This window comes from Psychrobacter sp. van23A (assembly GCF_030845275.1).
Classification (GTDB): Bacteria; Pseudomonadota; Gammaproteobacteria; order Pseudomonadales; family Moraxellaceae; genus Psychrobacter; species Psychrobacter faecalis.
This window is the reverse complement of sequence record NZ_CP132595.1, coordinates 1,782,617-1,809,590: the sequence shown is the minus strand read 5'-3', so window position 1 is coordinate 1,809,590 and position 26,974 is coordinate 1,782,617. Positions and strand designations below refer to the sequence as shown.

The following is a 26,974-nucleotide window of genomic DNA, read 5'->3' as shown; positions in this document are numbered from 1 at the left end:
ATTGTGCGCAGTTGTGTTTTTTATCTCAATTTTTGGTGAGTGATTATGTCTGCTGTCCAACCTGTAACGCCTGAACAACCGATTGCCGAAAAATCATGGGCAGAAGCCGCCAAGGCTTATTTAGATTCGCGCGTTATTATCATGCTGTTTTTAGGGTTTTCGGCCGGTATTCCCATTTTGCTGATTTTTTCCAGTCTGTCGTTATGGTTAAGAGAAGCAGGCATTGACCGCGGTGTCGTCACCATGTTCAGCTGGGCAGCATTGGGATACTCATTTAAGTTTATTTGGGCGCCATTAATCGACGCGCTACCGGTCCCTTTTTTGACCAAATGGTTAGGTCGCCGCCGTAGCTGGATGGTGGTATCGCAGCTGCTGATTGTATTGGCCATTTTTTTGATAGCGACGGTCAACCCTATCAGCGAAGACGTGTTGGTTTATATGGCGGGCGCGGCAGTTTTGTTGGGATTTTCTTCTGCCACCCAAGATATCGTTATTGATGCTTACCGCATTGAGCTGGCACCGCCATCGATGCAGTCTATTTTGTCCTCTATTTATGTGTCAGGTTACCGCATTGGTATGATTGTCGCTGGGGCAGGTGCGCTGTATTTAGCAGATTATTTTGGTTCAACGGAAAGCTTTTATAGTTATGAAGCGTGGCGTAATACCTATTATATTATGGCCGGAGTGATGACTTTAGGCATATTGACCACCTTTGCCAGTTATGAGCCAACCGCTGAGATTCTGCAAAATAATAAGCAAAGAAACAACCTCAAAGTTTTCTTAATTTACTCAGCGTTACTATTAATACCGGCGTTGTTGTTTAGCGCTATATATCTTGTCAATATTCTGATTAATAAAGTTTTTGATAGTAGCATTGCGCTGATACCGCTGATAGCCATGCCGAGCATTAAGTTCTACTTTTTAGCATTGGTTGCTTGTGCGCCATTGCTGCTGCTTTATTTTATGATTAATCAACCTAAAATTATTAATAAAGCGCCATTAGTGGCTGAAACCCGCGAAGACTATGTCAGATTGGTTTTATTGTTTGTGTTTGCCGTCGTCGCATTTATCGCCGCCTATGTTTTGATAGGACAAGGATTGCCTGAGTTTGAAGGCGTGTTTGTCAGCTTTATCAGTGAGACGCTGCATTTGCTAACAAGCTTAGCCGTAGCGCTGGCAGCGGGTTATGCCTTGGTAAAAGTCGGTCTGGTGAAAAAAGAAATTGCGATGGCAACCTGGATTGAGCCTATCTTAGATTTCTTTAGACGCTATGGTAAAAAGGCGTTATTGTTATTGGCCTTGATTGGTTTGTATCGTATCTCAGACATCGTGGCAGGGGTGATATCAAACGTCTTTTATCAAGACATGGGCTTTAGTAAAACCGATATTGCCAATGCGGTCAAACTGGTTGGCGTCATTATGGCGATTGCTGGTGGTTTCTTAGGTGGGCTGTTGGCGCAGCGTTTTCGTATCATGCACGCCATGATGATTGGCGCTATTCTCGCTTGTGCGACCAATTTATTATTTGTGGTGCTGACTTACAACCCTGGCAGCTTGCCGATCATGTATATGGCGGTGATATTTGATAATTTAGCCGCTGGTCTTGCCAGCGCCGTATTTATTGCTTTCTTATCGGCATTGACCTCTATACGTTTTACCGCGGTACAATACGCTATTTTTTCTTCATTGATGACTTTGATACCTAAAGTCATGGGTGGCTATTCGGGCTCTATCGTTGATAGTATGGGCTATCCGTTCTTCTTTATTTTTACCTTTGCGATTGGTATTCCAATTTTAGCGCTGATTTACTTTGTTGATAAATATATCGTTATTGGTGATAACGACGATATTTATGGCGATAGCGATAGCGATGGTGAAGGCGGCAGCGGTATTGGCGATAAGTTAACCAAAGCCAATCCAAACCTAACGGATACCAAAGAGCCGCCCCGCGCTTCAGAGTAGTTAATGCATGACATATAGCCAGTTCAACAGGCTTATTTAGTAAACAGTAATTTTACGAGTTATCTATGAAAGCAGCTACCATTGGGCAAATAAAACAAAAAATTCAGCAATTGACGAATGCAGCTGCAAGCAGTCATTTGCCCTCGTTTTGGCTCACTGATTGGTTGTTGTTTGTCATTGAGCAGCCAAGCTCTTTTTTAATCACGGATGAAAACTATCAACTGACCGATAGCGAGCTTACGCAATTTCATGCGGGTGTGACTAAGATGCAGCAGGGCACGCCCTTGGCGTATTTAACGGGACAGCAAGAATTTTGGTCGCTGAATTTTAAAGTCAATGAGCATACATTGATACCGAGGCCCGATACTGAAGTATTGATCGAACAAGTATTAGCTTGGATAAACTCTCAACCAAAAAGTGCCGATGGCAATAATAAACCAAATCGCCTCTTAGATTTGGGCACTGGCTCTGGCTGTATAGCGATTAGCCTCGCGCATGAGTTAGATAAGCGTCAGCCAAACAATAAGGCTGAGAAATGGCAAGTGGTTGCCGTTGATTTATCGCTAGAAGCGTTAAAAGTCGCTAGGCATAATGCAATGGTAAATGAGGTTGCTGCTGATATTAAGTTTATCCAAAGCAGTTGGTATGAAGTGCTGTCTGCTCAGGATGAGCCATTATTTGATGTGATTGTGTCTAATCCGCCTTATATTGATGAAGAAGATGAGCATTTAGCAAGACTGGTCGCCGAGCCGATTAGCGCCTTAAGCGCCCCCAATCATGGACTTGCCGATATAGCGCATATTGTTAAGCAGGCGCCGCAACACTTACGTAAAGGTGGGCTTTTAGCAATTGAGCATGGTTTTGATCAAGGTGCGAAAGTTCGTCAGCTATTTTTGGACAATCGTTTTGAGTCTGTTCATACTGTGCAGGACTTTGGCGGTAATGACAGGGTGACTTTAGGTCAGCTGTTATAATTGGTTTTTAAGAGTACGTTTTTAAAGGTGAGTCTTTAAGAATAGGTTTTTAATAATGGATATTTTGCTTATAACTTGTGGTGAAAAATAGTGGTAGAAAGTATGACGCACTCCAAAGAAACAGGACAGCTAACAGATGCAGAGCTGCTGCGTTATGCGCGGCAGATATTACTTGATGGCTGGGATATCGATGCGCAGCTACGTTTAAAAGCCTCGCGAGTCGTGATGATTGGCGCAGGCGGTCTCGGTTGTCCTGCTTCTGAGATGTTAGTGCGGGCAGGGCTTGGGCAAGTGCAGCTGATTGATGATGATGTGATTGAAGCCAGTAATCTACAACGGCAAACGCTATTTTTACCTGAAGATATTGGCAAACCTAAGGCGCTGACAGCGGCTCATATGCTGAACAAAATTAACCCTTTGGTTAGGGCGCGTGGGACCGTGGCCAGATTGAGTGAAGACAATGCTTATGAGCTGCTTGAGATGGCATCTGGTAAGCCTGACTTACTTTTAGACTGCACGGATAATTTTGCCACTCGCGATATCATCAACCGCATTAGTGTGCGTTACCAGATTCCGTTATTATCAGCTTCAGCGATAGCCACGCAAGGACAATTGGCACTATATGAGCCGCACTTAAATACCGGCTGCTATCATTGCGTCTTTGGTTCGGTAACAGTCGATGCAGCAGCGGATGAACGTACTTGTGCCAATTCAGGGGTACTCGCCACTACGCCCGCTATTATGGGTAACTTGCAAGCCAATGCAGCGCTACAATATCTAGGATTAACCAAAAATCCACTGACAAATAAGCTGTTAATATGGGATGGTAGCCAGATGCAGCAACGACTGATGGGCTATCGCAAAGATGTGCATTGTCCGATTTGTGCCAAACATTAGCAAGTTGCTCAAGCTTTTTAACTCTTCCTATCCTCATAACCTCCTTTTTATTACCATAGTTGTTTTTTTATGAAAATTCATCGTCCGCATTTATTAAAGCATACCTTTAATGTCGTTAATCGTGTGCGCCAAACCGCAAGCGTTGCTGGTTTGTCAGCACTGAGAGTGGCAAAGGGTGAAAAACCCGATGCGATGCTGTTAAAAGAAACCTTTGAGCAATTGGGCACGACTTATATTAAAATCGGGCAGTTTATCGCCAGTACGCCGTCATTATTTCCGCGCGAATATGTAGAGGCGTTTCAAAGCTGTTTAGATCAAACGACGCCCTTATCCTATGCCTATATTGAACAGGTATTAAAAGAAGAGCTGGCCGCCGCTGGCCTGTCGCTTGAAGAGATTTTTGCTTATATTGACGAAAAACCACTCGCTTCAGCGTCTATTGCCCAAGTGCATGCCGCGCGTTTACATAATGGCGATGAAGTAGTGCTAAAGGTACAAAAACCAGGCGTTGAAACGATTATGCAAACCGATTTGGGCGTCTTGCACGCTATGACCAAGTTGGTTGAGCTACTAATGCCTTCGATGCGCTTTGCCAGTATTGCGCCAATCATCGATGAGATTCGTCTGCGGATGCTTGCCGAAACCGATTTTATTGCTGAGGCGCAAAATATCCGTGATTTTCAGCAGTTTTTAGCGATATCAGGAAATACACGCGTCGTTGCGCCAACTGTCTATGAGGAGCTGACCACCAAGCGCGTGCTGACTATGAGCCGCTTATACGGCGTTTCTATGGTAGATGAAGCCGCCATGCGTCAGTATTGTAATGATCCGGCGCAAGTGATGGCAGATACCCTTAATACTTGGTTTGCCAGTTTGATGCTGTGTAATAGTTTCCATGCAGATTTGCACGCGGGTAACTTGATGCTATTAACCGATGGGCGTATTGGTTTCTTAGACTTCGGTATCGTTGGTAAATTAAAAGCGGAAAGCTGGCGCGCCTGTATGGGTATGATGCAAGCAATGCAAGACAGTGATTATCAAGCAATGGCGCGCCATATGGTTGATATGGAAATGACTCATGGCGGCAATCAGGTTGACGTCGCGGCATTGGGCAATGATTTGCAGCGTATGATGAAAACCATCATGGCAGAAGACAAAGCCTTTACCAGCGGTGTGCCTTTTAATAGTAAAGAGCAAGCTGATGAGCTCAATAAAATGATGCTAGAGATTGTTGAGGTCGGCAAGCGTCATGGTATTCATTTCCCACGTGACTTTGCCTTATTGACCAAGCAAATGCTCTATTTTGATCGCTTTATGCGCACGCTTGCCCCTGACATGGATATGTTTAGCGATCAGCGCGTGCAAATGCTAGGGCAGACAAAAGCAGCTGAACAAGCAAGCAATCCAATTCGCAATATTTCTTAGTAGTAAGCACGTGATAGCAGTAAGTGTTGTATTGAGACGTTTTTCTATTTTTAATTGGTTAGGTATGGCTTTTTTTAACACAAAGGATTGTGGGCGTTTTGCCACAAAATGGCTCTGTCATGATGACTGCTCTTAAAAGCCGTGCTGCTACTATTATTACCCATCAAACGGCGATTGCTTGCATAGGGTTGTATTGTCTGGCAGTAGTGATGGGGTTTGGGCGCTTTTTATTTACCGCCACCTTACCTGATATCATGACGCAATTATCGTTATCGACGGTCATTGCAGGTTGGCTGGCTTCGGTCAATTATAGTGGTTATTTTATTGGGGCGCTGATTGCGATGTTTGTGCCCCAGCGTTTGACATGGCAAATGCTCATAACATGGACAGCCGTCAGCATCGTGACCACCATGCTATTGGTGGTGCCAAATCTGTCGTTAAATAGCTGGTATGTTATTCGGTTACTATCGGGTATCGCCAGCGGTGTGGCCATGATTTTAAGCTCATCGCTGGTTATTCAAAACTTTAGCAATGAGCGCCGCTCAGTGCTCTCAGCTTTGCACTATGCGGGGATTGGCGTCGGTATCAGTGCCTCTGCCGTCTTGACATGGTGGCTATTAACGCTCGGTTATCATTTTGATATTATTTGGCTGGTAGCAGGAGTTATCAGTCTGCCGTTATTATGGCTACTTTATGCTATCAGACCACAAAGCTTGATTTCGTCCGCTTCACACTCATCTCAATCCACGTCCTCTAATTTACAATCCTTTCAGCAAAAGGCTCTCAAATCGAAGCCTGCCGAATTAAACCATAACAATCAAAACCTATCTGTACCGCAAGCTTATCGTAATTTTAAACGTTCGTTATATGAAGCGGCCGCTGGTCATAGCAAGGCGATTGCATTACTGTCGGCAAGTTATGTGCTGGCGGGGTTTGGTTATATTACGTCGGCGACTTTTTTGCCAGTCATGGCAACGCAGCGCCTGACAGCACAAAGCTATGCAGGGCTACTGATTTGGTTGGTGGTTGGTATCTTTGCCATGCTATCGAACCCTATTTGGGGCGCGCTTGCCAAGCGTATTGGCGAAAGCAGAACCTTGATGGGGTTGACGTTATTACAAGCGTTTGGCATGTGTTTACCGCTATGGTTTGATGGCGCTATTGGCTTGTACGGTAATGCGGTGATTTTAGGATTAACCTTTGTCGGTATGGTGTCAATGACGCTAAATTTAATTAAAAATATCAATCCCGCTTACTCAAATTTGCTGATTGGACTGGCAACTTTGGCCTATGCCATAGGGCAGTTCATAGGGCCGCTGGTCACGGTAGCGCTGGCAGGGAAACAGGATAATTTTAACGCGGGTTTATTGGTCGCAGCGAGCGGTTTATTAGTGGGATTGGTTTTAGTCTTCTTTTTTCAGCGTCAAGCTCAAAAGCAGTCAAACTAGACCACGCTACGGCTAAAGACTTCTCGTAGCTCAAAACTGGTATGCACTTGAGCGACGCCTTCGATGCGATTGAGCCTATGTAATAAAAATTCTTCATAATGTGCCATATCACGCACCCGTACTTTGATTAGATAATCTTCGGTGCGACCGGTGACAATACTACAGCTCACCACTTCATCGAAACTTTGAATTTTCTCTTCAAAATGCTCAAAGCGATCTGCAGTATGGCGATCCATGCTAATCGCAATAAAAACGGCTAAAGGATAGCCAAGTTTTTGCGCATCGGTCTGGGTATGGTAGCCGGTGATAATACCTGCTTCTTCCAAGCGTTTGATACGGCGCGCGCAAGGGGTCGCCGATAAATTCACCTGCTCGGCAAGCTCGGTAATACTCATACGTGCTTGGGTTTGTAGTAAGCGTAATAACTGTTTGTCGGTAGCATCAATATCTATAGGTAAAACATTGTTCGTATGATTATTTAACATCGGATATCACCTATCTAGTGGAATAATCTAATTATAGGTGAGACAGTGGTCTATTTCACTAAAATTTTATAAATAGTAGCTAAATAAAGCTGATTTCTAGCACAGAAACTTTGTTATTATAATGGCATAAACTTTTATTATCTCGTATGATAAAGAGTGCTTGGTCATTAGTTGCCCAGTTAAAACTATACTTCAACTCAGCTCTTTATGTTATCTAAGGATTGATTATGCCTAATCAAGCAACACGCAATGCAGACCGCGCGCCTGCAAAAGTCACCCCAAAAAATGCCGCTTTTGATTTCCGTAAATATCGTCCATTTGCGTTTGCTCCTGTGCTAGCAGATCGTACATGGCCGAGCAAGACGATTGAGAAATCACCAATTTGGGCAAGCGTGGACCTGCGTGATGGCAATCAGGCGCTGATTGATCCGATGACCATTGAACAAAAAATGCGCTTTTTTAAAACCTTGGTCGATGTGGGTTTTAAAGAGATTGAAATTGGTTTTCCGTCGGCGGCGCAAGTAGAGTTTGATTTTGCTCGCAAGTTGATTGAAGAAAATCATGTCCCTCACGATGTGACCTTGCAAGTATTGGTGCAGGCGCGTGAGCATTTGATTGCCCGTACTTTTGAGTCATTAAAAGGCGCGAAGCGTGCTATCGTCCACGTTTATAACTCAACCAGCCGCGTACAACGCGAAAAAGTATACGCTAAGGATAAAGCAGAAATTAAAGAAATAGCCATTGCTGGCGCTAATTTATTGGTTGAATACGCAGCCAAATATCCTGAAACAGAATGGGTATTTCAGTATTCGCCTGAAAGCTTTAGCCAAACAGAAACGGAATATGCGGTCGAAGTCTGTGACGCGGTGTGTGAGGTTTGGCAGCCTGAAAACGGCCAAGAAGTGATTTTAAACTTGCCGGCGACGGTTGAAGCATCAACGCCAAACGTATTTGCCGACCAAGTTGAGTATTTTTGTCGTCATATTGCCAAGCGTGAGCATGTCACGGTAAGCTTACATACACATAACGACCGTGGCTGTGCGGTAGCTGCTGCCGAGCTTGGCGTGCTTGCTGGTGCCGATCGTATCGAGGGCACTTTGCTTGGCAATGGCGAGCGTACGGGTAATATGGATATCATGGTGATGGCGATGAACTTGTTTAGTCAAGGTATTGACCCCGAGCTTGATTTTAGTAATATGAGCGAGATTGTACAAGTGGTGAGCGAGTGTAATAACTTGCCCCTACATCCGCGCCATCCGTACGTTGGTGAGCTTGTGTTTACCGCCTTCAGCGGCTCGCATCAGGATGCTATTAAAAAATCTCTTGATTACAATGAAAAACATCAAGATGAAACCAATAACGTTTGGGACGTTGCTTATCTGCCGATTGATCCGGCGCACATCGGTCGCAGCTATCAAGATGTGGTGCGTATCAATAGCCAATCTGGTAAAGGTGGCGTTGCTTATATCTTGCAGCGCAATTATGGCTTTAATTTACCGCGCTGGATGCAAATTGACTTTAGCGGCGTGGTCCAAAAACAAGCGGAAAGCGCTGCTCGTGAATTGCAAAACGATGAAATCTTACAAGCCTTTGAAGAGACATATCTACAGCAAGGCAGCTTCGAGCTTCTAGATTATAGTGTCAATAACAAAGGCGGCGAGGTCTACTTTAACGGTCAAGTACAGATGAATGGCGACACCATTACTATTGACGGAACCGGTAATGGTCCTTTGTCATCGTTTATTGATGGGCTTGCGCAGCACACAGGTAAATCTATCCATGTCATCAACTACGCTGAGCATGCGATTAATCCGCAGCACAACAGCGGTAATGGTATCGATGATGATACCAATAATGACAATAAAACCAACGCCAATGCCGCGGCTTACATTCAACTAAATGTTGACGGTGATGTTTACTCAGGCATCGGCACTTGTAGTAGCACGGTATCAGCGATGCTGAAAGGCGCGTTATCTGCTTTTGCTCAAGCGGCTAGTCCAGTTGCTGCTTAATATCGCCTTTAGCCGATAATAAAATAGTTCGATTTACGATGTTAGTCTATAACGCCATGGCTTTTGCAAATTAGCCATGGCGTTATTTTTGTGTATATACACTTAATATTTGGTAGGTGAGTTTTAAAAACAATATTGGGCATGAATTTATTGATGAAGGGTTACGTTGAGGTCATGGTTGATCAAAGTCGTACGACTAATAGCATAATGTTACTTGTGTTTTTGGTGTCTAAGACTTACGCTAATGTACGTCTTATTTATTATTATAATATTAAAAAAGGTTAATTATGGAACCTATATCTTTTGCTTCATTTTCATTGGCTTCTATTTTAGCGTCACTGCCAGTGAACGGTGAAGCGGTTAGTAAACCTACCATTACCACCCATATCAGTCCCGCTATCGCCGGACAGTGGGAGATAGATTTAGACAGTGGCATCACGATGACCAAAGAAGCGCAAGCTAAGCAGGCGGCGTCAAAGATGGAGCTGGGCAAAATTGATGAACCAAAAGTAGGCACTGGCGCTGAGGGTGGCGTGTTGATCCAAAATGAAAAGCGTATCGTCAAGGTGCAGCCAACTAGCAGTAAAAACCTGCTAACCGCTAAGTCTACTCAATGTCGGGAAATTTATAATTTTGCGGCCGATAATGAGATGTGGGCAGTCAGTGGTAAAGAGTGGACTTACGGGCGTTACTTAGTCACCCATCGTGATGAAGGCTTACCTATTATTGCGCTAAAAACGGTTTATGATAATAACGAAGTCGATTGCTCGGGTAATCAGGTAGATCAAACTGGCGAGGCATTAATAGCGTTTTTGAACCATGAAGGCAATAAAATGCAGTGGTGCGCCGATCCTGAGGGTACAGAATGCTTTATGAATTTCACCAGAATATTACCTTAGCATTCTTTTAGCGTTATTTATAAAATTTAAGCAGCACTTTATAAAATTTAGACATATAAAAAAACCGCTATCTTTTTGAACTGACCCCCATAAGTTGGACACAACTTTTGGGGGTTATTTTATGAAATACGACATAGACTTTAAGATAAGAGTGATCGTCTATTATCAGCAAGGTCATTCCGCTTATGCTACCGCAAAGCATTTTAATATTAATGATAAAGATGTTTTTAAGTGGGTCAACCAGTACTTAAAAGACGGTATACTTGCAATCAAACCTAAAACTGGCAAAGCCATCTACAGTCGTGAGTTCAAGCTTCAAGTCCTGACCACAATGGCAGGTGAAAGTTTAAGTCAATCACAAGCCGCTTTGAGGTTTAACATTAGCTCACCTGCTTTAATCAGTGCTTGGCGTAGCTCCTATGCCCGTCATGGTATGCTAGGCTTAACTGCTAAAGCTAAAGGACGACCCACTGTGAAGCATCCTTATCTCACTGACAAACCTGACCATGAAAAGAGTATAGAAGAGATCAAACGCGAGAATGAGTATTTGCGTGCGGAGAATGCTTATTTAAAAAAGCTCGATGCCTTGCTCAAAGAGAGGAAAGCCAACCAGACAAAGCAAGGCTCATCGAAGGATTAAGAGAGCATCATCCATTATCTGATCTACTCGCCATAGCAAAGCTTGCGCGGAGCAGCTTCTACTACCATAGAGCGAGTCTTACTAGTAAAGATAAATACGCCGATCTTAAACAGCGTATCCGTGATATCTACCATCACCATAAAGGTCGATATGGCTACCGTAGAATCACCCAGACACTTAAAAATGAAGGTTTGATTTATAATCATAAACTTATCGCACGGCTTATGGGACAGCTTAAGCTTAGTGCAAGAATTAGAAGGCAGAAGTATCGATCTTATAAAGGACAGTGCGGCGTCATTGCCAAGAATAGAATCAAACGCAGGTTCAGAGCGAAAGCGCCCAATCGCAGGTGGTTTACTGACATTACAGAGTTTAAAGTCGGTGAGGACAAGTTGTATCTGTCTCCTATACTAGACTGCTTCAACAATGAGATCATCAGTTATACGCTCTCAAGACGACCGGTGTATGATTTGGTGAAACAGATGCTAGATAGTGCAATTAAGGGCATACCTACAAAGCGCAAGGAGGAGCTAACACTGCACTCAGATCAAGGGTGGCATTATCAGATGAAGACGTTTGCGAATACGCTTAAAGAGAATGACATTAAGCAAAGTATGAGCCGAAAAGGCAACTGCTTAGACAATGCATTGATGGAAGGCTTCTTTGGCACGCTAAAATGTGAGACTATTTATCTTGAAAAGCCGACCTCGATTGAGGCTTTAGAGAAACAGATTCACAGATTTATGCAGTATTATAATCATGAGAGAATTCAGCTGAAACTAAAAGGACTGAGTCCTGTTAAGTACAGAACTCAGTCCTTATTGTAAACTTAAACCGTCCAAGTTTAGGGGGGCAGTTCATTTAGGTAGCGGTTTTTTTTAATTTCTGCTTAAACAAAAAGACTAAGACTAACTAAGAAGCAGAATCAGATTTATCTTTATTAGACGTTAATAACTCTCTTTCTAGATAATGAATGTTTTGCGCTTCATTAACAAATTTATCATCCGCTAAAATCACATCACGATGCAAGGATATATTGGTTTTGATACCTTCAATCACCAATTCGTCAAGCGCATGCAGGGTTTTAGATATCGCTTGCTGACGTGTTTGACCGTGACAGATCAGCTTGCCAATCAAGGAATCATAATAGCTTGGAATCTCATAACCTGGGTAGAGGTGCGAGTCAAAACGCACGCCCGCGCCACTTGGGGCAAACAACTGATTGACCGTACCTGGACAAGGCATAAAGGTCGCTGGATCTTCGGCATTGATACGGCATTCTATGGCGTGGCCTTGAATTTCAATCTCGCTTTGACGATAAGATAAACCGTAGCCGGCGGCGATTTTAAGCTGTTCAACGACGACATCGATGCCGGTAATCATCTCAGTCACTGGATGCTCAACCTGCACGCGAGTATTCATCTCAATAAAAAAGTATTCATTATTTTCAAATAAAAACTCAAACGTACCCGCGCCGCGATATTTGACCAGCTCACAAGCTTTGACGCAAGCATCTAAAATAGGCTGACGCACATCGTCAGGGATATCTGGGGCAGGTGCTTCTTCTAAGACTTTTTGGTGACGACGTTGTAATGAACAATCGCGGTCATACAGATGAATGGCATTGCCATTACCATCGCCCAGTACTTGCACTTCTACATGACGCGGATTTTGGAGATAACGCTCCATATAAACGGTATCATCACCAAACCACAGCTCAGCCTCTTGTTTGGCAGCTTGTACTTGGCCAATAAGCTCATCAAAACGCTCAACAACGCGCATACCGCGGCCACCGCCACCAGAAGCAGCTTTAATCAAGAGGGGAAAGCCGATATTGCGCGCTTGCTCTTCAGCGTTATGCAAAGTGACGGCACCCACTGAACCGGGGACTGTTGGTACGCCCGCTTTTTTCATGGCATTAATGGCTGATACTTTATTGCCCATTAAGCGAATGTGGTCAGCATTGGGACCGACAAAGGTCAAACCAGCTTCTTCAACACGTTCAGCAAACTCAGCATTTTCTGCCAAAAAACCATAACCGGGGTGAATAGCATCAGCACCCGTGATTTCAGCGGCGGTCAAAATGGTGCTAATATCGAGATAGCTTTGGTTGGCGTTGGGTTTGCCAATACAGATGGCTTCATCAACAAAGCGCAGATGCATTAAATTGGCATCCGCCGTTGAATAAACACCAACGGTCTCTATGCCAAGCGCCTTGCAAGCTCGAACGATACGTAGGGCAATCTCACCTCTATTGGCGATGAGCAGTTTTTTTATCATGGGGTCATCCTTGTCAAAGCGGCAGTCATTGATAGCCTCGCTATTTTGGACATCGTAACAGCAAACTGCGCTACATCAAATTTAGACAAATCGAGCGCTGATGTCGATGAATAATAACGAGGTCTCAATCATTACAAAGTAAAGGTTGGTAGATAGCGTTACGCTTTATAGCGTATGACTGGCTGACCAAACTGTACCACTTCAGAATTATCCACTAAGATTTCATCAATGACGCCGCTTTGAGTCGCTTCAAGAGGATTCATGATTTTCATGGCTTCAATGATACCAAGCGTATCGCCTGCTTGTACTTTTTGACCGACCTTTACAAATGGCGGGTCATTAGGACTTGGGGCTGAATAATAAACACCCACCATTGGCGAGGTTTCAACGCTGCCAGCTTTGACAGCGGCTTTTGCGGCGGCAGCGACAGGTGCAGCACCTGCGGCAGGCGCAGCCATCATCGTCGGTGCTGGCGCATCATAGTGACGAGTCAAACTGATGTGTTCGTCATCTGAGCTGATTTCTAAATTAACCAGTTCACTTTCTTCCATGAGTGCGATCAGGGTGCGTATTTTTTCAATATCCATAATTTTAATTTTGCCTTGTACTAATTTCTAGAAAAAAAATAGTGTAACTAAATATTGTATTGGTAATTGCTAATGATACCTATATTCACGCCAATGAGCAATCGATGTACAGTTGTTAACTGAGTTTTTTTACATATTATGACGTAAGCGTGCTTAAGCGTAAGAAATATTCAATGATTTATCATAGTCGATGTCATAAGGTAGCGCCAGTCATGGTTACTAGACGCTACGTTCGAACCAAGCGTATGAGCGCATCAAGCCCATAATGTTGTCAAGCGTTTTTGCTGATAGCGCAGACGCAAACTTAATAATATAGACGATAAGAATAAGCCTGTGATGAGCGCCATCCAAAAACCCTGCGCGCCAACGTCGGTGAAGCGCACCAGATAAACGCCAAGCGGTAAAGCAACCAACCAATAACAAAATAGCGTCACCCACATCGGCACAGTGGTATCTTGCATACCGCGTAATATACCAGCGACATTGACTTGCCAGCCATCAAATAATTGATAAGCGAGGGCAAAAATGAGTAAGTGCATGGCTTGCGCGCGTACCACAGGATTATCGGTGAATGCCGCCGCCAATTGCGGTCTAAACAACCAAACGCCAAGCATAGAAACCAGCGCAATGATAACCGTCCATACAAGCCCTGTGGCTAATACTTGACGCAGCGCCATCAGATTTTTTTCACCAAAGCGGTTGGATATCATAATGGTCAGCGCCATCGCCACCGAGATGGGTATCATAAACAGCTGCGACGTCACTGATAGCGCCACTTGATGCGAGGCGGTCGCAATCTCACCGAGCGGACTGATAACTAGTGCCCCTAAACTAAATAAACTGGCTTCAAAAAAGATAGAGATACCAATCGGAATACCAAGTTTTAGTAATTTTTTAATTTGCGTGCGGTTAGGACGGGCAAAAGCATAAAAGAAGCGCGTACTGGCAAATTGCTGACGTTTGGTAAAGCTCGTATATGTCGCTAACAGCAAGACATTAATCCAAAGTACGATGGCCGTTGCTACCCCGCAACCAGCGCCGCCCATTTCGGGCATACCAAATAAACCGTGGATAAAAATATAGTTAAGCGGAATATCGGCAAGTAGCCCGATGATACTAATAACCGTCACCGGCTCTGGTCGGCCGAGCGCCTCACAGTAACTGCGCAGCACGGCATAGACCGCGATTGCCGGAAAACCGAACGATACCCCATGTAAATATTGCGCAGCGATGGGTTGGATGTTTTCAGGTACGCCCATCACCCCAAGTATATTGGGCGCTAGATTGACAATGATAAAGCCGAGAATACCAATGACGCCGGCCGTCCATAACGATTGCTGGGTAATATGCGGCACTTGGCTATGATTGTTTTGGCCGATGGCTTCGCCGATAAGCGGCGTGGTGGCAATCAAAATACCCGTTGCCAATAAAAACAGCGGCAGCCAAATACCGGAGCCGACAGCCACGGCCGCCAAATCAAGGGCAGAAACTCTGCCCGCCATAATGGCGTCGACGACACCGAGCGCAGCTTGGCAAAACTGGGTAATTAAGATGGGGAGGGCGAGTACGCCTAAGCGTAAGCTGTAACTTTTAAAATCTCTAAAGGATAATGGGAAAACCATAATGAGCAACTTTTTATTCTTTGCAGTAATTATTGTGGATGAGCAAATGCTGCCATCAACAAGTTAATAGCGAAACAGTGAAATAGGATTGGTGCGACGATAATACTCCGATAAATAATATGAGCAAGTCCATTTTTAATGAATATTAATATCAACATGCCGACAGAGTAAAAAATTAAACAGGTAAGACCAAAATGAAAAATGACCCGTCAATCTGTAAGTAGAATTGACAGGTCATCATCAGAAAAAATAGTAAATAAGCTAAAGCATGAGGTTAGTGGTTTAACAGTGTTCGTTCATACTTGGCTCTTCTTTAGCTAGGGTAGCAGTACAGACAAAAGCAACTATTTATAACGATTCAGGTAAATCTTGCACCAGCGCTTGATAGCCAATCAAGCTGTTATTGGCATCGAATGCTTGTACGACAATCGCATAATTGGTTGAGCGATCGGGAATAACAGGCGCAAACTGAGTTTCAAGATTGCTCAATAGCAGATTCTGAACATAACCGTTAGCGCCTGATTCTGCTTTATTAACATCAATTTGACTGACTAAGACGTGCTTAGTATTGCTAGAATTTTGCCAGATGACGGTTCTTTGACTACCATTACCGGTAATATCTAGGTTTAGCTCGCCAAGTTGATAATCAAGTGGGTAAGTCTTAAAGTTAGAGCGGTCGCTGATGGTATAGCTGACATTACAATTATCTTGCCCGCTTGATAATTTCTTGCCGCCCAGACCGTCTTGGTACTCAAAACTGCCTTTCCAAGGCGCACCTGCTTCATTTTTTGCAAAGTTGCCAGCAAAAGTTGTTAATAGGTTTGGTGTCTCTATGCCTAAATCGCTGACATACTTAATATCTAAAAATTTTAATGTATCAAGGCTACCCGTTACTTTACCCGCGATATAGTTGTCGACTTTAATTGCTGAATTGATACCTAACACATTGTTTTCTTGGCAAGCTTGCTGCTGATAACTAAAGCTACCATCAACTCTACCAGCGCCATCTTTACTGATATCAAAGTATACCGCACCGATATCGATATCGCTGTCGTCACCATCATCAATCTCGACAAAGTGACCCACATAAAGACCGCCGCGACCGCCTTCTGGCGTTAACTTATCCAAGAACTTATCAAGCGATTCTTCTGGTAAAAAGACCGACTCCAAAATCTCAGCCATGGATTTTTCATCATCGCTTAACTTATCTTCGACCTCTTTATATTTCTCTTTGACTTTATCTTCTACGCGATCGTATTCGTCTTTTACCTGATCTTCTACACGATCATATTCTTTCTTAACTTTATCGCCATCACTGCCGCAGGCGCTGAGAGTTAGACTGAGGATACTGGCGGTTAACACAGATAATAGTAGCTTGGGTGCGCTCATAAATGAGTCCTGATGGTCGATTGCTATAACAATAAGAGAGAAGCGTAAATAAAAAATAATTTCTGTGCATAAATATAGCAAAATCTATCAGGTATGTGCGTGGATAAATGTGCACTCATACCATAAAAATTCTTACGCCATCGTTACCGTCAAATCCTATCATTCTCTGGCAACAGATTCAGCTCTTCTGCCATATCCATAATCGTGTTCCAATGCTTGGGTTCAAGCGGCAGAATGGTCAGCTGCTCACAGCCTTTTCTTAGCAATAAAGAATCCTCAAGCGCCGGCAAAAATTTAAGCTGCGCTAATGGCAATATATCGATAAAGGCTTGCTCAAAAGTCACATCTACCATGTACCAGCGCGGCTCATCTTCAGTTGCTTTAGGATCATAATGGCGATGTTCGGGGTGAAACTGGGTTGGGTCGGGATAACCAGCTTTGCTGATAGTTACGATACCAGCGACGCCAGAAGGTTTGGCGCTAGAGTGATAAAAAAATGCTGTATCGCCGACTCTCATATCGTCACGCATAAAGTTGCGGGCGCGATAATTACGTACCCCATCCCACATCTCCGTGCCCGCACGTTGTAAATCTTCTATATTAAAACAGCGAGGATTGGATTTGATAAGCCAATATGCCATGGTTTTTATCCTTGTAAAATTATTAGTGTAATCATAACGATTTAATAGTGATGGCTTTAAAAGCTGCTCATCATTTATTTTCATTGTGTGTTCATTTCTATTCTTTGTAGTTATCGAGCTTATCTAGCATTACCACTATCAGCTATTGCTGCAAACGCCGATTGTTCCCAATACTTTTATGGCCAATTTATGCTGATTAGGCTTTTCTTTAGCGCGCCCAGCCGTTATCCTAGCGCTACTTTCTGCTGATGACCGCAGCTACTCCTTTATAGATAAGTCCGCTTATGTCAAATATCAAATCCGCTCATTTTTCGAATAATCTTGACGCTACTAATCGGAACGAAACAAGTGCGCTTATAGTGAAAGATATTCCGTTAGCACTTTATATCCATATTCCTTGGTGTGTGAAAAAGTGCCCTTATTGTGATTTTAATTCGCATGAGCTGCCGATGGACAGTCAGCTATCTATGTATGATGAATACGTCGATACGCTATTACTTGATGCAGCGTCACAGCAAGCGTTAACCCAAGGGCGAGAAATCAGCTCAATATTTATCGGTGGCGGTACACCGTCGCTACTGCCCATTGCCCAGTATCAGCGTTTATTTAACGGTTTGCGTGAGATTTTTCAGTTTGCAGGTGACATTGAAGTGACGATGGAGGCCAATCCAGGCACCCTTGAGCATGCACCATTTGCACAGTATTTAGATGTAGGCATCAATCGTTTGTCGATTGGCGTACAAAGCTTTGCTGCTGGCCAGCTCACCACGCTGGGGCGTATTCACAATCCCACCCAAGCATTATCAGCTATTAAAGCCGCTCGTCGCGCTGGATTTGAACGTGTCAACGTCGATTTGATGCATGGGCTACCGCAGCAAACGATGAGTGAAGCCCTGAACGATATTCAAATGGCGCATGAGGCAGGTGCTACACATATTTCTTGGTATCAGCTAACGATTGAGCCAAATACGGTGTTTTATCGCAGTCAGCCGATTTTACCCGATGAAGATAGTTTGGCAGATATTGAGCAAGCGGGGCAGACATTGCTTGAGCGTTTGGGCTATGACAACTATGAAGTGTCGGCCTGGGCAGGTGCGTCCGATAAACCTTGCCGTCACAACGTCAATTATTGGCAATTTGGTGATTATTTAGCGATTGGTGCTGGTGCGCACGGTAAAGTCACCATTGATGATAGATATGGAAATCAAACATTAACGGCTGATAGAGTGTCTGATGAGGTATTAAAAAAGGTATCAACAGAGACGGGTATTTATCGCTTTAGCAAATCTCGTATGCCAAAAGACTATATGACTTTTGATATCGACACGAGGAATAATATAAAAAAAGAGGGCGCGCCAAAAATGGTCGGCTGGCAGGCAATTGCGAGTGATGAGCTGGTCAGTGAGTTTATGCTTAATGCCTTACGTTTACGTGAAGGCGTGACATGGTCTTTGTTTGAAGCTCGAACAGGGCTGAGCTATGACAATATTGCTCTAGAAGTAAATCAACTTATTCAACAAGGGTTATTGGTAGATGAACATGAACACTTACAGCCAACGGCGCTGGGGAGAAGATATCTTAATCAGATCTTAAGAGTGTTTTTGTAAAATTCGCAGATAAAAAAAGAAGCTTACCAAATGATAAGCTTCTTTAACATAAGTCTAAAAAGGCTCAGACTTAGATTTTGTTTTGTACGTCTTGTGCAGTACCAGTTACAGCGCCACCAGCACTTGATACGTCTTGGCCTAGACCTTTAAACGTGTTGCAACCAGTTAGTACAAACATAGCAGTCAAAGAAGCGATAACTAATTTTTTCATAATTTTTTCCTCAAAAAAGACAGGGTTTATAAGTAATAACAGTAAACTATAGCGTTTTGCTTAAGTTTCACTGAGGGGTTACAGGATACAAGGACAATGTTTTTAAATTATCTCGTTATCCATTAGGGTCATGATAATCAAAGTTAAAATCAGTGCCCAGTATCAAAATGTAATTATTGGCAGTAAACTGTAACTTTTGATTACGTCTGCCATATAAGTTTAGACAATACGCTTAAATCATTTACGGAGTTTGTATGACCATTCATATCGTGTTGGTAGCGCCAAAGATGCCTAGCAATACTGGCAATATTATACGCTTATGTGCCAATAGTGGGGCGCAGCTACATTTGGTTAGGCCGTTAGGGTTTGAGCTCAACGATAAGAAGCTACGCCGTGCAGGTCTCGATTATCATGAATACGCTCATCTGCAAGTACATGACGATTGGGCAATGACCAAGCAAGCGCTACAAGCGACTGGTTGCGAGATTATCACCGCGCTGACGACTAAGCTGAGTAAACCGTTTTATGACTATGATTTTAGTGGACAAACGACTCAGCATTTAGACAGCAGTGCGTCTAATAGCCCATCATCACATCATGTGGCGCTGGTCTTTGGTTCTGAAACGGCAGGGCTGCCAGAGGATATCCGTACCGATATCGGCGCTGATAACTGGCTACGCTTACCAATGCTTGCGGATTCGCGCAGTTTAAATCTTTCTAATAGCGTGGCAATATGCTTGTATGAAGTTTGGCGACAGCAAGGATTTGACGGCGATGAAGGTCGCAGTATCGGTTATGACACCTTGACCGTTTATGACCCAAAATAGAGTAGAGATAGAGAAGCTAGCAGGGTGATTGGGTAAAAAGCGATTAAAGAAAATCAGTCGTTTAATTTTCTTTAACCGCTTTTTTGCTACTTTTTTATAAACCACGTGTTTTATAAACAATTTGGCGGTTTTGGCAAGCCAGCAAGACGATTGACATGACGGGCAACCAAACCCGTATTAAATAACTGCTGGAGCTTTTGATTGCTGATGTCATGCTCAGGCAAGGTTTGCTGTAGCCATTTAATCAGCGGGCGGGTCGCTGGCGCGTGATTAAATTTGGTAAAAAATGCGCGTACCTGCTGTAAGATGGCTAAATGTTCAGCATTTAAAGTTACATCTAGAGTATTCGCGAGCTGCTGCGCAATCGCAGGCGTCCAAACTGTATGGTCGCATAAATGCCCGTCTTGGTCTAAGTCCACTGCAGTCATCTTCTCAGCAGGTGTAATATCATCTTTAGGATTCATCATAGAGCAATTGTTACCACTTTATCAAAGGTAGCGCCATTCGCATAAGTATTTTGAGTTAAGGCGACCCATTCATCATCGCTCAAAACAGCCGTTAATTTGGCGGATAAATTGAGCTTTGCCGCCGTATTATCATTCAGCTGCGCTACGTCCTCAGCGAGAGCATAAATAGCCGCTACATCTTTTGTTTCAATGTACTCAAGGTCTTCCAAATAAGCATTAAACCAGTCAATAAAAGCGACCGTTGTGCCCAATAATATAATGCTATCACCCGCACGCCACGTCGATGTCATTTGTTCTGTGCTGCGTCTGAGCGTATCCATACTGCTATGTAATTGATATAAAGTTGCCATAATCGTGTCCGCTTACTTACTATATTTGTTGTCATATTAAAATAAATATTAACAATGTAAATTCGTCCTAGCCCAAAAAGTTGCTACTAAAAGACTAAGATCTGGTCAAATTCTTGCGAATTTACCACCTCTGGTATCAAGGTCAGCTGCGTCGCCAAATCTGCCGGTAACATGCCCGCAATCCAACCGCTAAACACATCGTCCGGTAACCAAGCGGCTGGCATATCATATAACTCAAGCGACTGAATCATGCCATGCAAACGTGATTCAGGCTGCATTAAAAAACCAAAGACCGGCGCATCCAAATACAGCTGCACCTCATGACCAAAAGTCGCTAAGGTTAAAGCCAGCGCGCAGCCTTCATAACTTACCATCTCGGTAGGCGTATGCAAGCGAATGAGTAATTTCATGATGTATTCCTAATCTGATTATCGCCAACCACTATTATTCATCTGGTTATTATTAAGTTGGCTGTTTTGACAGCGAGTTGTCATGTAAAACGCTGTTTAAAACTGGAGTAAACGACAGTTACCTTGCATCATCATCGCAAGCTCACTCAGTCCTACCAGCTTAAAACTAGCTGCCAGATTTTCGCTATCTAACTGATGGCGAGTGCTATTTTCGCTATCTGAAATACCGCGGCTAAGCGCCGTACTGACACAAACAGGCAGCGTCAACTGATATTGCTCAGCAAGCTTTTGCCACTCTTGAGTGATATTCATCTGGTCTGCTGACTGCCAGCGCAAGCGATTGGCGGTATTGGCGGCATCGGCATAGAAAAAAATATTCAATGGCGCAGGTACGTTTTCATTATTATCGCTGTTATCGGTCTCATCATTATTGTTCGTGTCATTATTATTTGTATCAGTGTTTGCTAGATAGGTACGCGCATAGCGTAGCGCAAGATATGCCAGCGGATGGCTGGGATCAGCAGTAATTAATAATAGCGGGGTTGTGGTCGTCATAATCGCGGTGTCACTTATGATGAATGAGAATAAAGAAAAAAGCACAGCGTCTCAAGATTTTTAAGACCCAAAGTGTTTAAAACTCAAGATTTCTAGGTTTAGGTTTTAAGTCCTTTTAAGTATTGGCTATTGTAGCATTATTCGCAAAACTTTCTTATGTTCGTCAGTTCTTAGTCAGTAAAGTGCTGTCAGTAGCATGGCTGAGGATTTATGCTACTATAAAAATCCTAAAATAAGATTGTTTATAGCCGCGTTAATATTGTAAAAATAATTTTTGCGATTGATGTGGTTTTTATAGCTTTATGCTGCAAGGAGTTGTCGTCGTTATGCTATCTACCATGCCTAGTAGTACAGGCTTTCAGCCTAGCCCAGAGCAGCTACAAGTGCTACAGACTGCCAGCGAGTTTGCTTATCAGGTTTGGAAAAGTCGAACGGGCGCTTGCCAGACGTTTTTGCGCAGTTATCCATTACAGAGCACGTTAACGCGCCAGCAAATTGATGATTTGATTCAAGATTATACCTTGGATGAGAATTATCAGCTCGCCAATGAAGACAAGGTAATGAGTGGTTTGCGGCATTTGCGTATGCTGCTAATGATGCGCTGGATTTGGCAAGATGCCTTGGCCATGATTGAGCTTGAGCAATTGACCGATGAGCTGTCTGAATTTGCCGATGGCTGCATTTTATTTGCCAAAGACTATACCTATCAGCAGCTGATTGCGCAATATGGGCAGCCGACCTTTATTAATGCGAAGGGGAATGTGCAAGTCGATGATATGGCGATTATGGCAATGGGTAAGCTTGGCGCGCATGAGCTCAATTTATCCAGTGATATCGACCTTATTTTTGTGCATCAGGCGCGCGGTGAAACAGACGGTGACAAAGCAAAAGGCACGCGCAGTATTGATAACAAGCGTTTTATGACCCGGCTTGGACAAGGTATTATTAGACTGCTCGATAATAATACCGCTGATGGTTTTGTGTTTAGGGTTGATATGCGTTTGCGTCCGTGGGGCGATGGCAGTGATTTGGCGATTCATTTATCCGCATTGCAGAAGTACTTTGCCCAGCATGGGCGGGCGTGGGAGCGTTTTGCTTGGCTCAAAGCCCGCGTGGTTGGACACATCGAGCAGCCGTTTTACGATGACATACAAGCGCTGATTAAGCCTTTTGTATTTCGTTATTACGTTGATTATAGTGCTTTTTCAGCCCTCAGAGAGATGAAGTCTCTGATTCAAAATCAAGTCGCTCAGCGCGAAGACTTAGACAATATCAAGCTTGGCGCGGGTGGTATCAGAGACATTGAGTTTATCGTTCAAGCCTTTCAACTGATTTATGGTGGTCGGCATCCGCAGTTACAGGTTAAGTCTTGTTTGGCAGCGATGCAGGCACTGTGTCAACTTGGGTATTTAGAAGAAACTACTTATCAAGAACTGCAGGCAGCTTATCGTTTTTTACGGCGTCTTGAACACGGTATTCAAGCGATTAACGATCAGCAAACGCAGCGCTTACCGCATGACCCAGAGTGGCAGCATAATTTGGCAATGACCCTTGGCTTTGATGATTGGGCTGGGTTATTAGCGACGCTGAATGATCACCGCTATCATGTCAATGTGCCGTTTGAGCGTATGGTTACTGAACGGCAGATACCGGATCAAGACGATGATGAGTTTGAGCCTGAACATCTAAACGAGCAGATTGCGCGCTTAAATGAGGTATTAACTGAAGAAAATCGCGAGCGTTTACAAGGTTTTTGGCAGTCAAAAATGGTCGCCAATTTGAGCGATGAAGCGCGTGAGCGTTTGGATGATGCGTATCCTGTGATTGTCCACGCGCTCCTTGTCCATGAAGAGCAGCAGCAACTTGCTAATATCGCTTTGCCGCGTTTAATAAATTTGCTAGAAGCCATTTGCCGCCGTTCTATTTATTTGGTGATGATAGCAGAAAACCCCAATGCCACCGTTGAGCTGATTCCGATGTTGTCGGCTAGCCCTTGGATTGCAAAAGAGTTGGCGCAGTATCCGGTACTTTTAGACACGTTTTTGCAGCAGCGCTATCGACATCTGCCAGACAAGCTTGAGCTGCGTGATATTTTGCGCCAGCAGTTGTTGCGCGTAGAGCCTAACGATGAAGAAGAATTGCTGAGCGTACTGCGATTGTTTAAAAAGAACCAAGTGCTCGCAGTGGCTGCCAGTGACGTGCTGGCAGAGCGCCCTATCATGAAAGTGTCAGACTCACTGACCTACATTGCTGCTGTGGTGTTAGAGGCGGCGCTGGAGCGTGCCTTTGCGGAAATCGTCAAACGTTATGGTTACCCAATTGGTCAAGATGGCGATCCGGTCACCGAAGCGGATTGCGGCTTTGCGATTATTGGTTATGGCAAGCTTGGCGGGCTTGAGTTATCCTATTCATCCGATTTAGACTTGGTGTTTTTGCATAAAATAAAAGAGCAGGGCATGACCACGGGTGAAAAATCGGTCAGTGGTATGAAGTTTGCCGCCCGTTTGGCGCAAAAGCTGATGACTTATCTGAATACCCAAACTCGTGATGGCCGTGCTTATGAAGTCGATATGCGCCTGCGTCCCTCGGGCAATGCGGGCATGATGGTGGTTTCTTGTCATGCGTTTGAAACCTATCAGCTTGAGAAGGCTTGGTCTTGGGAGCATCAAGCATTGGTACGGGCGCGAGCTATCTGCGGTGATAAGCGCGTGACCGCCCGTTTTTGTGACATTCGTCGTACCGTTTTGGCGCTACCGCGTACCATTGAGCAAGTCCGTATCGAAGTAACCAGTATGCGTATTAAAATGCAAAAGCATTTGGGCACCAGTCAGCACCAGCAGCAAGCGGGCAAGTTCCATCTTAAACAAGATGCGGGCGGTATTGTAGACATTGAGTTTCTCGCGCAGTTTGCGGTATTGGCTTATTCGCATGAACATCCAAGCTTGACCAAATGGAGTGATAACGTACGTATTTTTGAAGAAGTTGCCGCGCTTGGTATTTGGGAAGTAGAAGTTTGCCAAGATTTGACCGATGCGTATTTACGTATCCGCGCCGCGACCCATCAATTGGCACTATCTGAGCAATCGTTACTGGTGGATGAGTCATTATGGACAGAAACGCGAGCACTGGTACAAGCGCAGTGGCAGCATTTGATGGGCGTAGAATCTGCTGAATAATCCTGCCATAAAACAATAATGCGGCGTTATAAGTTCATTGCAATAAGCGTAGGGCTTTGATAGCCATTGTAACGAATGGTATATGAATAAAAGCCATGCAGTGATAAACTAAAATATTGTATTTGCTTCTCGTGCCGGTGCTATAATCACTGGCACCTTAAATTTGCAGATAGAAAAATTGCATCTGAAATTGCATCTAAAAATAGGCACTCAGTGTCAGCAGGCAATTTTACTTAAAACACTTATTTAACCATTAACACTCAACAAGAAAAGTTAGACGTCAGCGCTAGCATAAGGACTATTAAATGAATATGGCAACACAAGAAGGTAAGCTTTGGATGAATGGCACGATGATTGAACAGCCAGATGCCAAGGTTCATGTGCTTACGCATAGCCTGCATTATGGTATGGCGGTGTTTGAAGGGGTACGTGCTTACCAAACGGCTGACAATCGCACTGCAATTTTTCGCTTAAAAGACCATACCGATCGTCTACTGGGTTCTGCCAAAATATTTCAAATGAATGTACCGTTTGATGCAGCCGCACTTGAGCAAGCGCAAAAAGATGTGGTTAAGCAAAACAACTTGGCAGAAGCCTATATTCGCCCACTTATTTGGGTTGGCGCCGAGAAATTGGGTCTATCATCGCGTGACAATAGTATCAATGCGATGGTCGCTGCTTGGCATTGGGGCGCATATCTTGGTGAAGACGGTATCAAAAACGGTATCCGTGTAAAAACCTCGTCATTTACCCATCACATGACCAACGTGACCATGTGTAAAGCTAAAGCCTCAAGCAACTATCCTGTGTCTATAATGGCTAACCAAGAAGTCACGCGTAATGGCTATGATGAAGCTATCTTGATGGACCCACAAGGTTATGTCTGCCAAGGCGCGGGCGAGAACTTGTTCTTAGTCAAAGATGGTGTACTGCATACCCCAGATTTGGGCGGCGGCGCCCTTGACGGTATCACTCGCCGTACTATCATTCAATTCGCTGATGATTTGGGTATCAAAGTCGTTGAGCGCCGTATCACTCGTGACGAGTTTTACTTAGCCGATGAAATCTTTATGACAGGTACCGCGGCTGAAGTGACGCCTATTCGTGAATACGATGACCGCGTCATCGGTAATGGTGGTCGTGGTCCATTGACTGAGAAGTTGCAAACCTTGTACTTTGATGTAGTCCATGGCCGTAATGAGCAATATATGGATTGGTTAAGCTTTATTGATTAATTTTTAAAGCTGCATTTTATTTTTAAAACCATATTGTATGAAATAAAAAAGCTAAGACTGAAACAGTCTTAGCTTTTTCCTCTTTATCATTGCGTCACTTTTATTATGACTTTGAGGTGTAATGGACAAAATTCATGCTAAAAAGTAGAAGGTACTCGCTAATGGACATAATTCATGCTATTTGAGCGACTTTGATAGTAGAAAGTCTTTAATAAACCGTAATTTACGGTGCTCACTTAGACCGTGATGACTGTGTAATTGTCGCTTGAGCTCGCTGAATAATCCTTCAAGAGAATTGGTGGTATTTGGTATGTCTAAATGCCCATATTCTTGATAAGTGAATAACCAATCACTATTGGTTCTGAGACTACGATAAGCACTTCTAAGGCGCTTATGCGTGTACCACGTTCTACTGTTATCGTCATTGATACTACGCTCATTAAGATAGGCTTCATGAGTCAAATACCAATGATCTAAGCGCTGTATGAACGCCTCTTTATCAAGCAGTTTTATTTCTAAAGTAAGTCGTCTAAGCTCAATACTAGCAATGTTCTTAGGTCGACGAGTCAGATAGCGGGTCACTATTTGCACCTGATGAAACTGGCACATCTGGCAAGGGGTGCGGGTGAATAAAGTACGCAGTCCTCGTCTACCATCACAGGTGATGCTTTGTATATCAACGCCTAACGATGCTAGATGATCAATTCCTTGCTTGTAGGCGCTGTTGGTTTCATGACTCACTATCGCGTAATAAAGTACGGTTCTAGTGGTATTGTCCATAAAGACCATTAAACCAAACTTGCGACCAAAGTAAGTGGTGTCCATGATGATATTAGCAGTCTTTGGTCGCTTAATCTGATACTGGGTACTGACTT

24 protein-coding genes and 1 pseudogene are annotated in these 26,974 nt (G+C 43.8%); 13 read left to right on the top strand and 12 right to left on the bottom strand.

The features are described 5' to 3' along the window. The first annotated feature begins 45 nt into the window (after positions 1-45). The 5 genes from RAH45_RS07740 (at position 46) to RAH45_RS07720 (ending at position 6,706) form a co-directional block, all read left to right on the top strand. Positions 46-1,962, top strand: a complete 1,917-nt coding sequence (locus RAH45_RS07740) for an AmpG family muropeptide MFS transporter (RefSeq protein WP_102077180.1) — start codon at positions 46-48, stop codon at positions 1,960-1,962. A gap of 65 nt (positions 1,963-2,027) precedes the next feature. Then, positions 2,028-2,936: a peptide chain release factor N(5)-glutamine methyltransferase gene (prmC, locus tag RAH45_RS07735; RefSeq protein WP_068408692.1), complete on the top strand. Its 909-nt coding sequence runs from the start codon at positions 2,028-2,030 to the stop codon at positions 2,934-2,936. A gap of 102 nt (positions 2,937-3,038) precedes the next feature. Next, complete coding sequence (locus RAH45_RS07730) at positions 3,039-3,833, top strand: HesA/MoeB/ThiF family protein (RefSeq protein WP_068408693.1); 795 nt, start codon at positions 3,039-3,041, stop codon at positions 3,831-3,833. A gap of 69 nt (positions 3,834-3,902) precedes the next feature. Continuing rightward, the gene (locus tag RAH45_RS07725; protein WP_068408695.1) at positions 3,903-5,258 is read left to right on the top strand and encodes an ABC1 kinase family protein; all 1,356 of its coding nucleotides are present in this window, start codon (positions 3,903-3,905) and stop codon (positions 5,256-5,258) included. A gap of 119 nt (positions 5,259-5,377) precedes the next feature. Further along, entirely contained in the window at positions 5,378-6,706 is a 1,329-nt protein-coding gene (locus tag RAH45_RS07720; RefSeq protein WP_068408765.1) for a YbfB/YjiJ family MFS transporter, read from the top strand. Here RAH45_RS07720 and RAH45_RS07715 read toward each other — a convergent pair. Beyond that, positions 6,703-7,191, bottom strand: coding sequence for an Lrp/AsnC family transcriptional regulator (locus RAH45_RS07715; protein ID WP_068408697.1), 489 nt, complete (start codon positions 7,189-7,191; stop codon positions 6,703-6,705). The genes RAH45_RS07720 and RAH45_RS07715 overlap by 4 nt on opposite strands. 227 nt (positions 7,192-7,418) lie before the next feature. On the opposite strand from RAH45_RS07715, the gene leuA reads away from it, so the two are divergent. The 4 genes and pseudogenes from leuA to RAH45_RS07695 all read left to right on the top strand — a co-directional run. Then, a complete protein-coding gene (gene leuA / locus RAH45_RS07710; protein ID WP_201541422.1) occupies positions 7,419-9,203 on the top strand; it encodes a 2-isopropylmalate synthase in 1,785 nt (594 codons plus the stop codon). 287 nt (positions 9,204-9,490) lie between these two features. Further along, positions 9,491-10,102 (top strand): hypothetical protein, encoded by a 612-nt coding sequence (locus RAH45_RS07705; RefSeq protein WP_198328862.1) that lies wholly within the window; start codon positions 9,491-9,493, stop codon positions 10,100-10,102. A gap of 121 nt (positions 10,103-10,223) precedes the next feature. After that, positions 10,224-10,742 carry a helix-turn-helix domain-containing protein gene (locus RAH45_RS07700; protein WP_198328863.1) on the top strand — a complete coding sequence of 173 codons (519 nt, stop codon included), beginning with the start codon at positions 10,224-10,226 and terminating at the stop codon, positions 10,740-10,742. Continuing rightward, positions 10,727-11,569 (top strand): annotated as a pseudogene (locus tag RAH45_RS07695) (IS3 family transposase); the annotation flags it as partial. The gene RAH45_RS07700 and the pseudogene RAH45_RS07695, both read left to right, overlap by 16 nt. Before the next feature lie 85 nt (positions 11,570-11,654). Here RAH45_RS07695 and accC read toward each other — a convergent pair. From accC to RAH45_RS07670, 5 genes are all read right to left on the bottom strand, one after another. Beyond that, positions 11,655-13,022 carry an acetyl-CoA carboxylase biotin carboxylase subunit gene (gene accC / locus RAH45_RS07690; protein WP_306495106.1) on the bottom strand — a complete coding sequence of 456 codons (1,368 nt, stop codon included), beginning with the start codon at positions 13,020-13,022 and terminating at the stop codon, positions 11,655-11,657. 158 nt (positions 13,023-13,180) lie between these two features. Then, entirely contained in the window at positions 13,181-13,609 is a 429-nt protein-coding gene (gene accB / locus RAH45_RS07685) for an acetyl-CoA carboxylase biotin carboxyl carrier protein (RefSeq protein ID WP_144296917.1), read from the bottom strand. Between the two features lie 254 nt (positions 13,610-13,863). After that, positions 13,864-15,231 carry an MATE family efflux transporter gene (locus tag RAH45_RS07680; RefSeq protein ID WP_306495105.1) on the bottom strand — a complete coding sequence of 456 codons (1,368 nt, stop codon included), beginning with the start codon at positions 15,229-15,231 and terminating at the stop codon, positions 13,864-13,866. A 348-nt stretch (positions 15,232-15,579) separates the two neighbouring features. After that, a complete protein-coding gene (locus RAH45_RS07675) occupies positions 15,580-16,620 on the bottom strand; it encodes a hypothetical protein (protein ID WP_289050270.1) in 1,041 nt (346 codons plus the stop codon). A gap of 149 nt (positions 16,621-16,769) precedes the next feature. Continuing rightward, positions 16,770-17,261: an EVE domain-containing protein gene (locus RAH45_RS07670; protein WP_306495104.1), complete on the bottom strand. Its 492-nt coding sequence runs from the start codon at positions 17,259-17,261 to the stop codon at positions 16,770-16,772. Between the two features lie 284 nt (positions 17,262-17,545). Here RAH45_RS07670 and hemW point away from each other — a divergent pair, with 284 nt between their 5' ends. Further along, positions 17,546-18,868: a radical SAM family heme chaperone HemW gene (hemW, locus tag RAH45_RS07665; RefSeq protein ID WP_289050266.1), complete on the top strand. Its 1,323-nt coding sequence runs from the start codon at positions 17,546-17,548 to the stop codon at positions 18,866-18,868. Positions 18,869-18,938: 70 nt separating this feature from the next. On the opposite strand, the gene RAH45_RS07660 is transcribed toward hemW, so the two are convergent. Next, complete coding sequence (locus RAH45_RS07660; RefSeq protein ID WP_289050264.1) at positions 18,939-19,079, bottom strand: entericidin A/B family lipoprotein; 141 nt, start codon at positions 19,077-19,079, stop codon at positions 18,939-18,941. Positions 19,080-19,333: 254 nt separating this feature from the next. On the opposite strand from RAH45_RS07660, the gene RAH45_RS07655 reads away from it, so the two are divergent. After that, positions 19,334-19,906: a tRNA (cytidine(34)-2'-O)-methyltransferase gene (locus RAH45_RS07655; protein WP_306495103.1), complete on the top strand. Its 573-nt coding sequence runs from the start codon at positions 19,334-19,336 to the stop codon at positions 19,904-19,906. Positions 19,907-20,016: 110 nt separating this feature from the next. Here the strand turns inward: RAH45_RS07655 and RAH45_RS07650 are convergent, their stop codons facing one another. The 4 genes from RAH45_RS07650 to tusD all read right to left on the bottom strand — a co-directional run bounded on the left by RAH45_RS07650 (position 20,017) and on the right by tusD (position 21,688). Beyond that, complete coding sequence (locus RAH45_RS07650; RefSeq protein WP_369811270.1) at positions 20,017-20,373, bottom strand: TusE/DsrC/DsvC family sulfur relay protein; 357 nt, start codon at positions 20,371-20,373, stop codon at positions 20,017-20,019. After that, the gene (locus tag RAH45_RS07645) at positions 20,370-20,723 is read right to left on the bottom strand and encodes a hypothetical protein (protein WP_068408717.1); all 354 of its coding nucleotides are present in this window, start codon (positions 20,721-20,723) and stop codon (positions 20,370-20,372) included. Before RAH45_RS07645 ends, RAH45_RS07650 begins: the two co-directional genes overlap by 4 nt. Positions 20,724-20,809: 86 nt before the next feature. Next, the gene (locus RAH45_RS07640; RefSeq protein ID WP_068408719.1) at positions 20,810-21,133 is read right to left on the bottom strand and encodes a hypothetical protein; all 324 of its coding nucleotides are present in this window, start codon (positions 21,131-21,133) and stop codon (positions 20,810-20,812) included. Between the two features lie 96 nt (positions 21,134-21,229). Next, positions 21,230-21,688 (bottom strand): sulfurtransferase complex subunit TusD, encoded by a 459-nt coding sequence (gene tusD / locus RAH45_RS07635; RefSeq protein ID WP_068408721.1) that lies wholly within the window; start codon positions 21,686-21,688, stop codon positions 21,230-21,232. A 326-nt stretch (positions 21,689-22,014) separates the two neighbouring features. Here tusD and glnE point away from each other — a divergent pair, with 326 nt between their 5' ends. Next, positions 22,015-24,864: a bifunctional [glutamate--ammonia ligase]-adenylyl-L-tyrosine phosphorylase/[glutamate--ammonia-ligase] adenylyltransferase gene (gene glnE / locus RAH45_RS07630; protein ID WP_082894412.1), complete on the top strand. Its 2,850-nt coding sequence runs from the start codon at positions 22,015-22,017 to the stop codon at positions 24,862-24,864. A gap of 305 nt (positions 24,865-25,169) precedes the next feature. After that, a complete protein-coding gene (locus tag RAH45_RS07625; RefSeq protein WP_068408726.1) occupies positions 25,170-26,099 on the top strand; it encodes a branched-chain amino acid transaminase in 930 nt (309 codons plus the stop codon). 177 nt (positions 26,100-26,276) lie between these two features. On the opposite strand, the gene RAH45_RS07620 is transcribed toward RAH45_RS07625, so the two are convergent. Continuing rightward, entirely contained in the window at positions 26,277-26,924 is a 648-nt protein-coding gene (locus tag RAH45_RS07620; protein ID WP_306495102.1) for an IS256 family transposase, variant Zn-binding type, read from the bottom strand. Between the last annotated feature and the right edge of the window lie 50 nt (positions 26,925-26,974).

Coding starts and splice junctions, on each gene's coding strand:
- RAH45_RS07720 (WP_068408765.1), top strand. CDS start 5,378: ATGATGACTGCTCTTAAAAGCCGTGCTGCTACTATTATTACCCATCAA.
- leuA (WP_201541422.1), top strand. CDS start 7,419: ATGCCTAATCAAGCAACACGCAATGCAGACCGCGCGCCTGCAAAAGTC.
- RAH45_RS07625 (WP_068408726.1), top strand. CDS start 25,170: ATGAATATGGCAACACAAGAAGGTAAGCTTTGGATGAATGGCACGATG.
- RAH45_RS07715 (WP_068408697.1), bottom strand. CDS start 7,191: ATGTTAAATAATCATACGAACAATGTTTTACCTATAGATATTGATGCT.
- accC (WP_306495106.1), bottom strand. CDS start 13,022: ATGATAAAAAAACTGCTCATCGCCAATAGAGGTGAGATTGCCCTACGT.
- RAH45_RS07670 (WP_306495104.1), bottom strand. CDS start 17,261: ATGGCATATTGGCTTATCAAATCCAATCCTCGCTGTTTTAATATAGAA.
- RAH45_RS07640 (WP_068408719.1), bottom strand. CDS start 21,133: ATGAAATTACTCATTCGCTTGCATACGCCTACCGAGATGGTAAGTTAT.
- RAH45_RS07645 (WP_068408717.1), bottom strand. CDS start 20,723: ATGGCAACTTTATATCAATTACATAGCAGTATGGATACGCTCAGACGC.
- RAH45_RS07650 (WP_369811270.1), bottom strand. CDS start 20,373: ATGATGAATCCTAAAGATGATATTACACCTGCTGAGAAGATGACTGCA.
- tusD (WP_068408721.1), bottom strand. CDS start 21,688: ATGACGACCACAACCCCGCTATTATTAATTACTGCTGATCCCAGCCAT.
- RAH45_RS07660 (WP_289050264.1), bottom strand. CDS start 19,079: ATGAAAAAATTAGTTATCGCTTCTTTGACTGCTATGTTTGTACTAACT.
- RAH45_RS07655 (WP_306495103.1), top strand. CDS start 19,334: ATGACCATTCATATCGTGTTGGTAGCGCCAAAGATGCCTAGCAATACT.
- RAH45_RS07620 (WP_306495102.1), bottom strand. CDS start 26,924: ATGGACACCACTTACTTTGGTCGCAAGTTTGGTTTAATGGTCTTTATG.
- RAH45_RS07700 (WP_198328863.1), top strand. CDS start 10,224: ATGAAATACGACATAGACTTTAAGATAAGAGTGATCGTCTATTATCAG.
- RAH45_RS07740 (WP_102077180.1), top strand. CDS start 46: ATGTCTGCTGTCCAACCTGTAACGCCTGAACAACCGATTGCCGAAAAA.
- glnE (WP_082894412.1), top strand. CDS start 22,015: ATGCTATCTACCATGCCTAGTAGTACAGGCTTTCAGCCTAGCCCAGAG.
- RAH45_RS07730 (WP_068408693.1), top strand. CDS start 3,039: ATGACGCACTCCAAAGAAACAGGACAGCTAACAGATGCAGAGCTGCTG.
- hemW (WP_289050266.1), top strand. CDS start 17,546: ATGTCAAATATCAAATCCGCTCATTTTTCGAATAATCTTGACGCTACT.
- prmC (WP_068408692.1), top strand. CDS start 2,028: ATGAAAGCAGCTACCATTGGGCAAATAAAACAAAAAATTCAGCAATTG.
- RAH45_RS07675 (WP_289050270.1), bottom strand. CDS start 16,620: ATGAGCGCACCCAAGCTACTATTATCTGTGTTAACCGCCAGTATCCTC.
- accB (WP_144296917.1), bottom strand. CDS start 13,609: ATGGATATTGAAAAAATACGCACCCTGATCGCACTCATGGAAGAAAGT.
- RAH45_RS07725 (WP_068408695.1), top strand. CDS start 3,903: ATGAAAATTCATCGTCCGCATTTATTAAAGCATACCTTTAATGTCGTT.
- RAH45_RS07680 (WP_306495105.1), bottom strand. CDS start 15,231: ATGGTTTTCCCATTATCCTTTAGAGATTTTAAAAGTTACAGCTTACGC.
- RAH45_RS07705 (WP_198328862.1), top strand. CDS start 9,491: ATGGAACCTATATCTTTTGCTTCATTTTCATTGGCTTCTATTTTAGCG.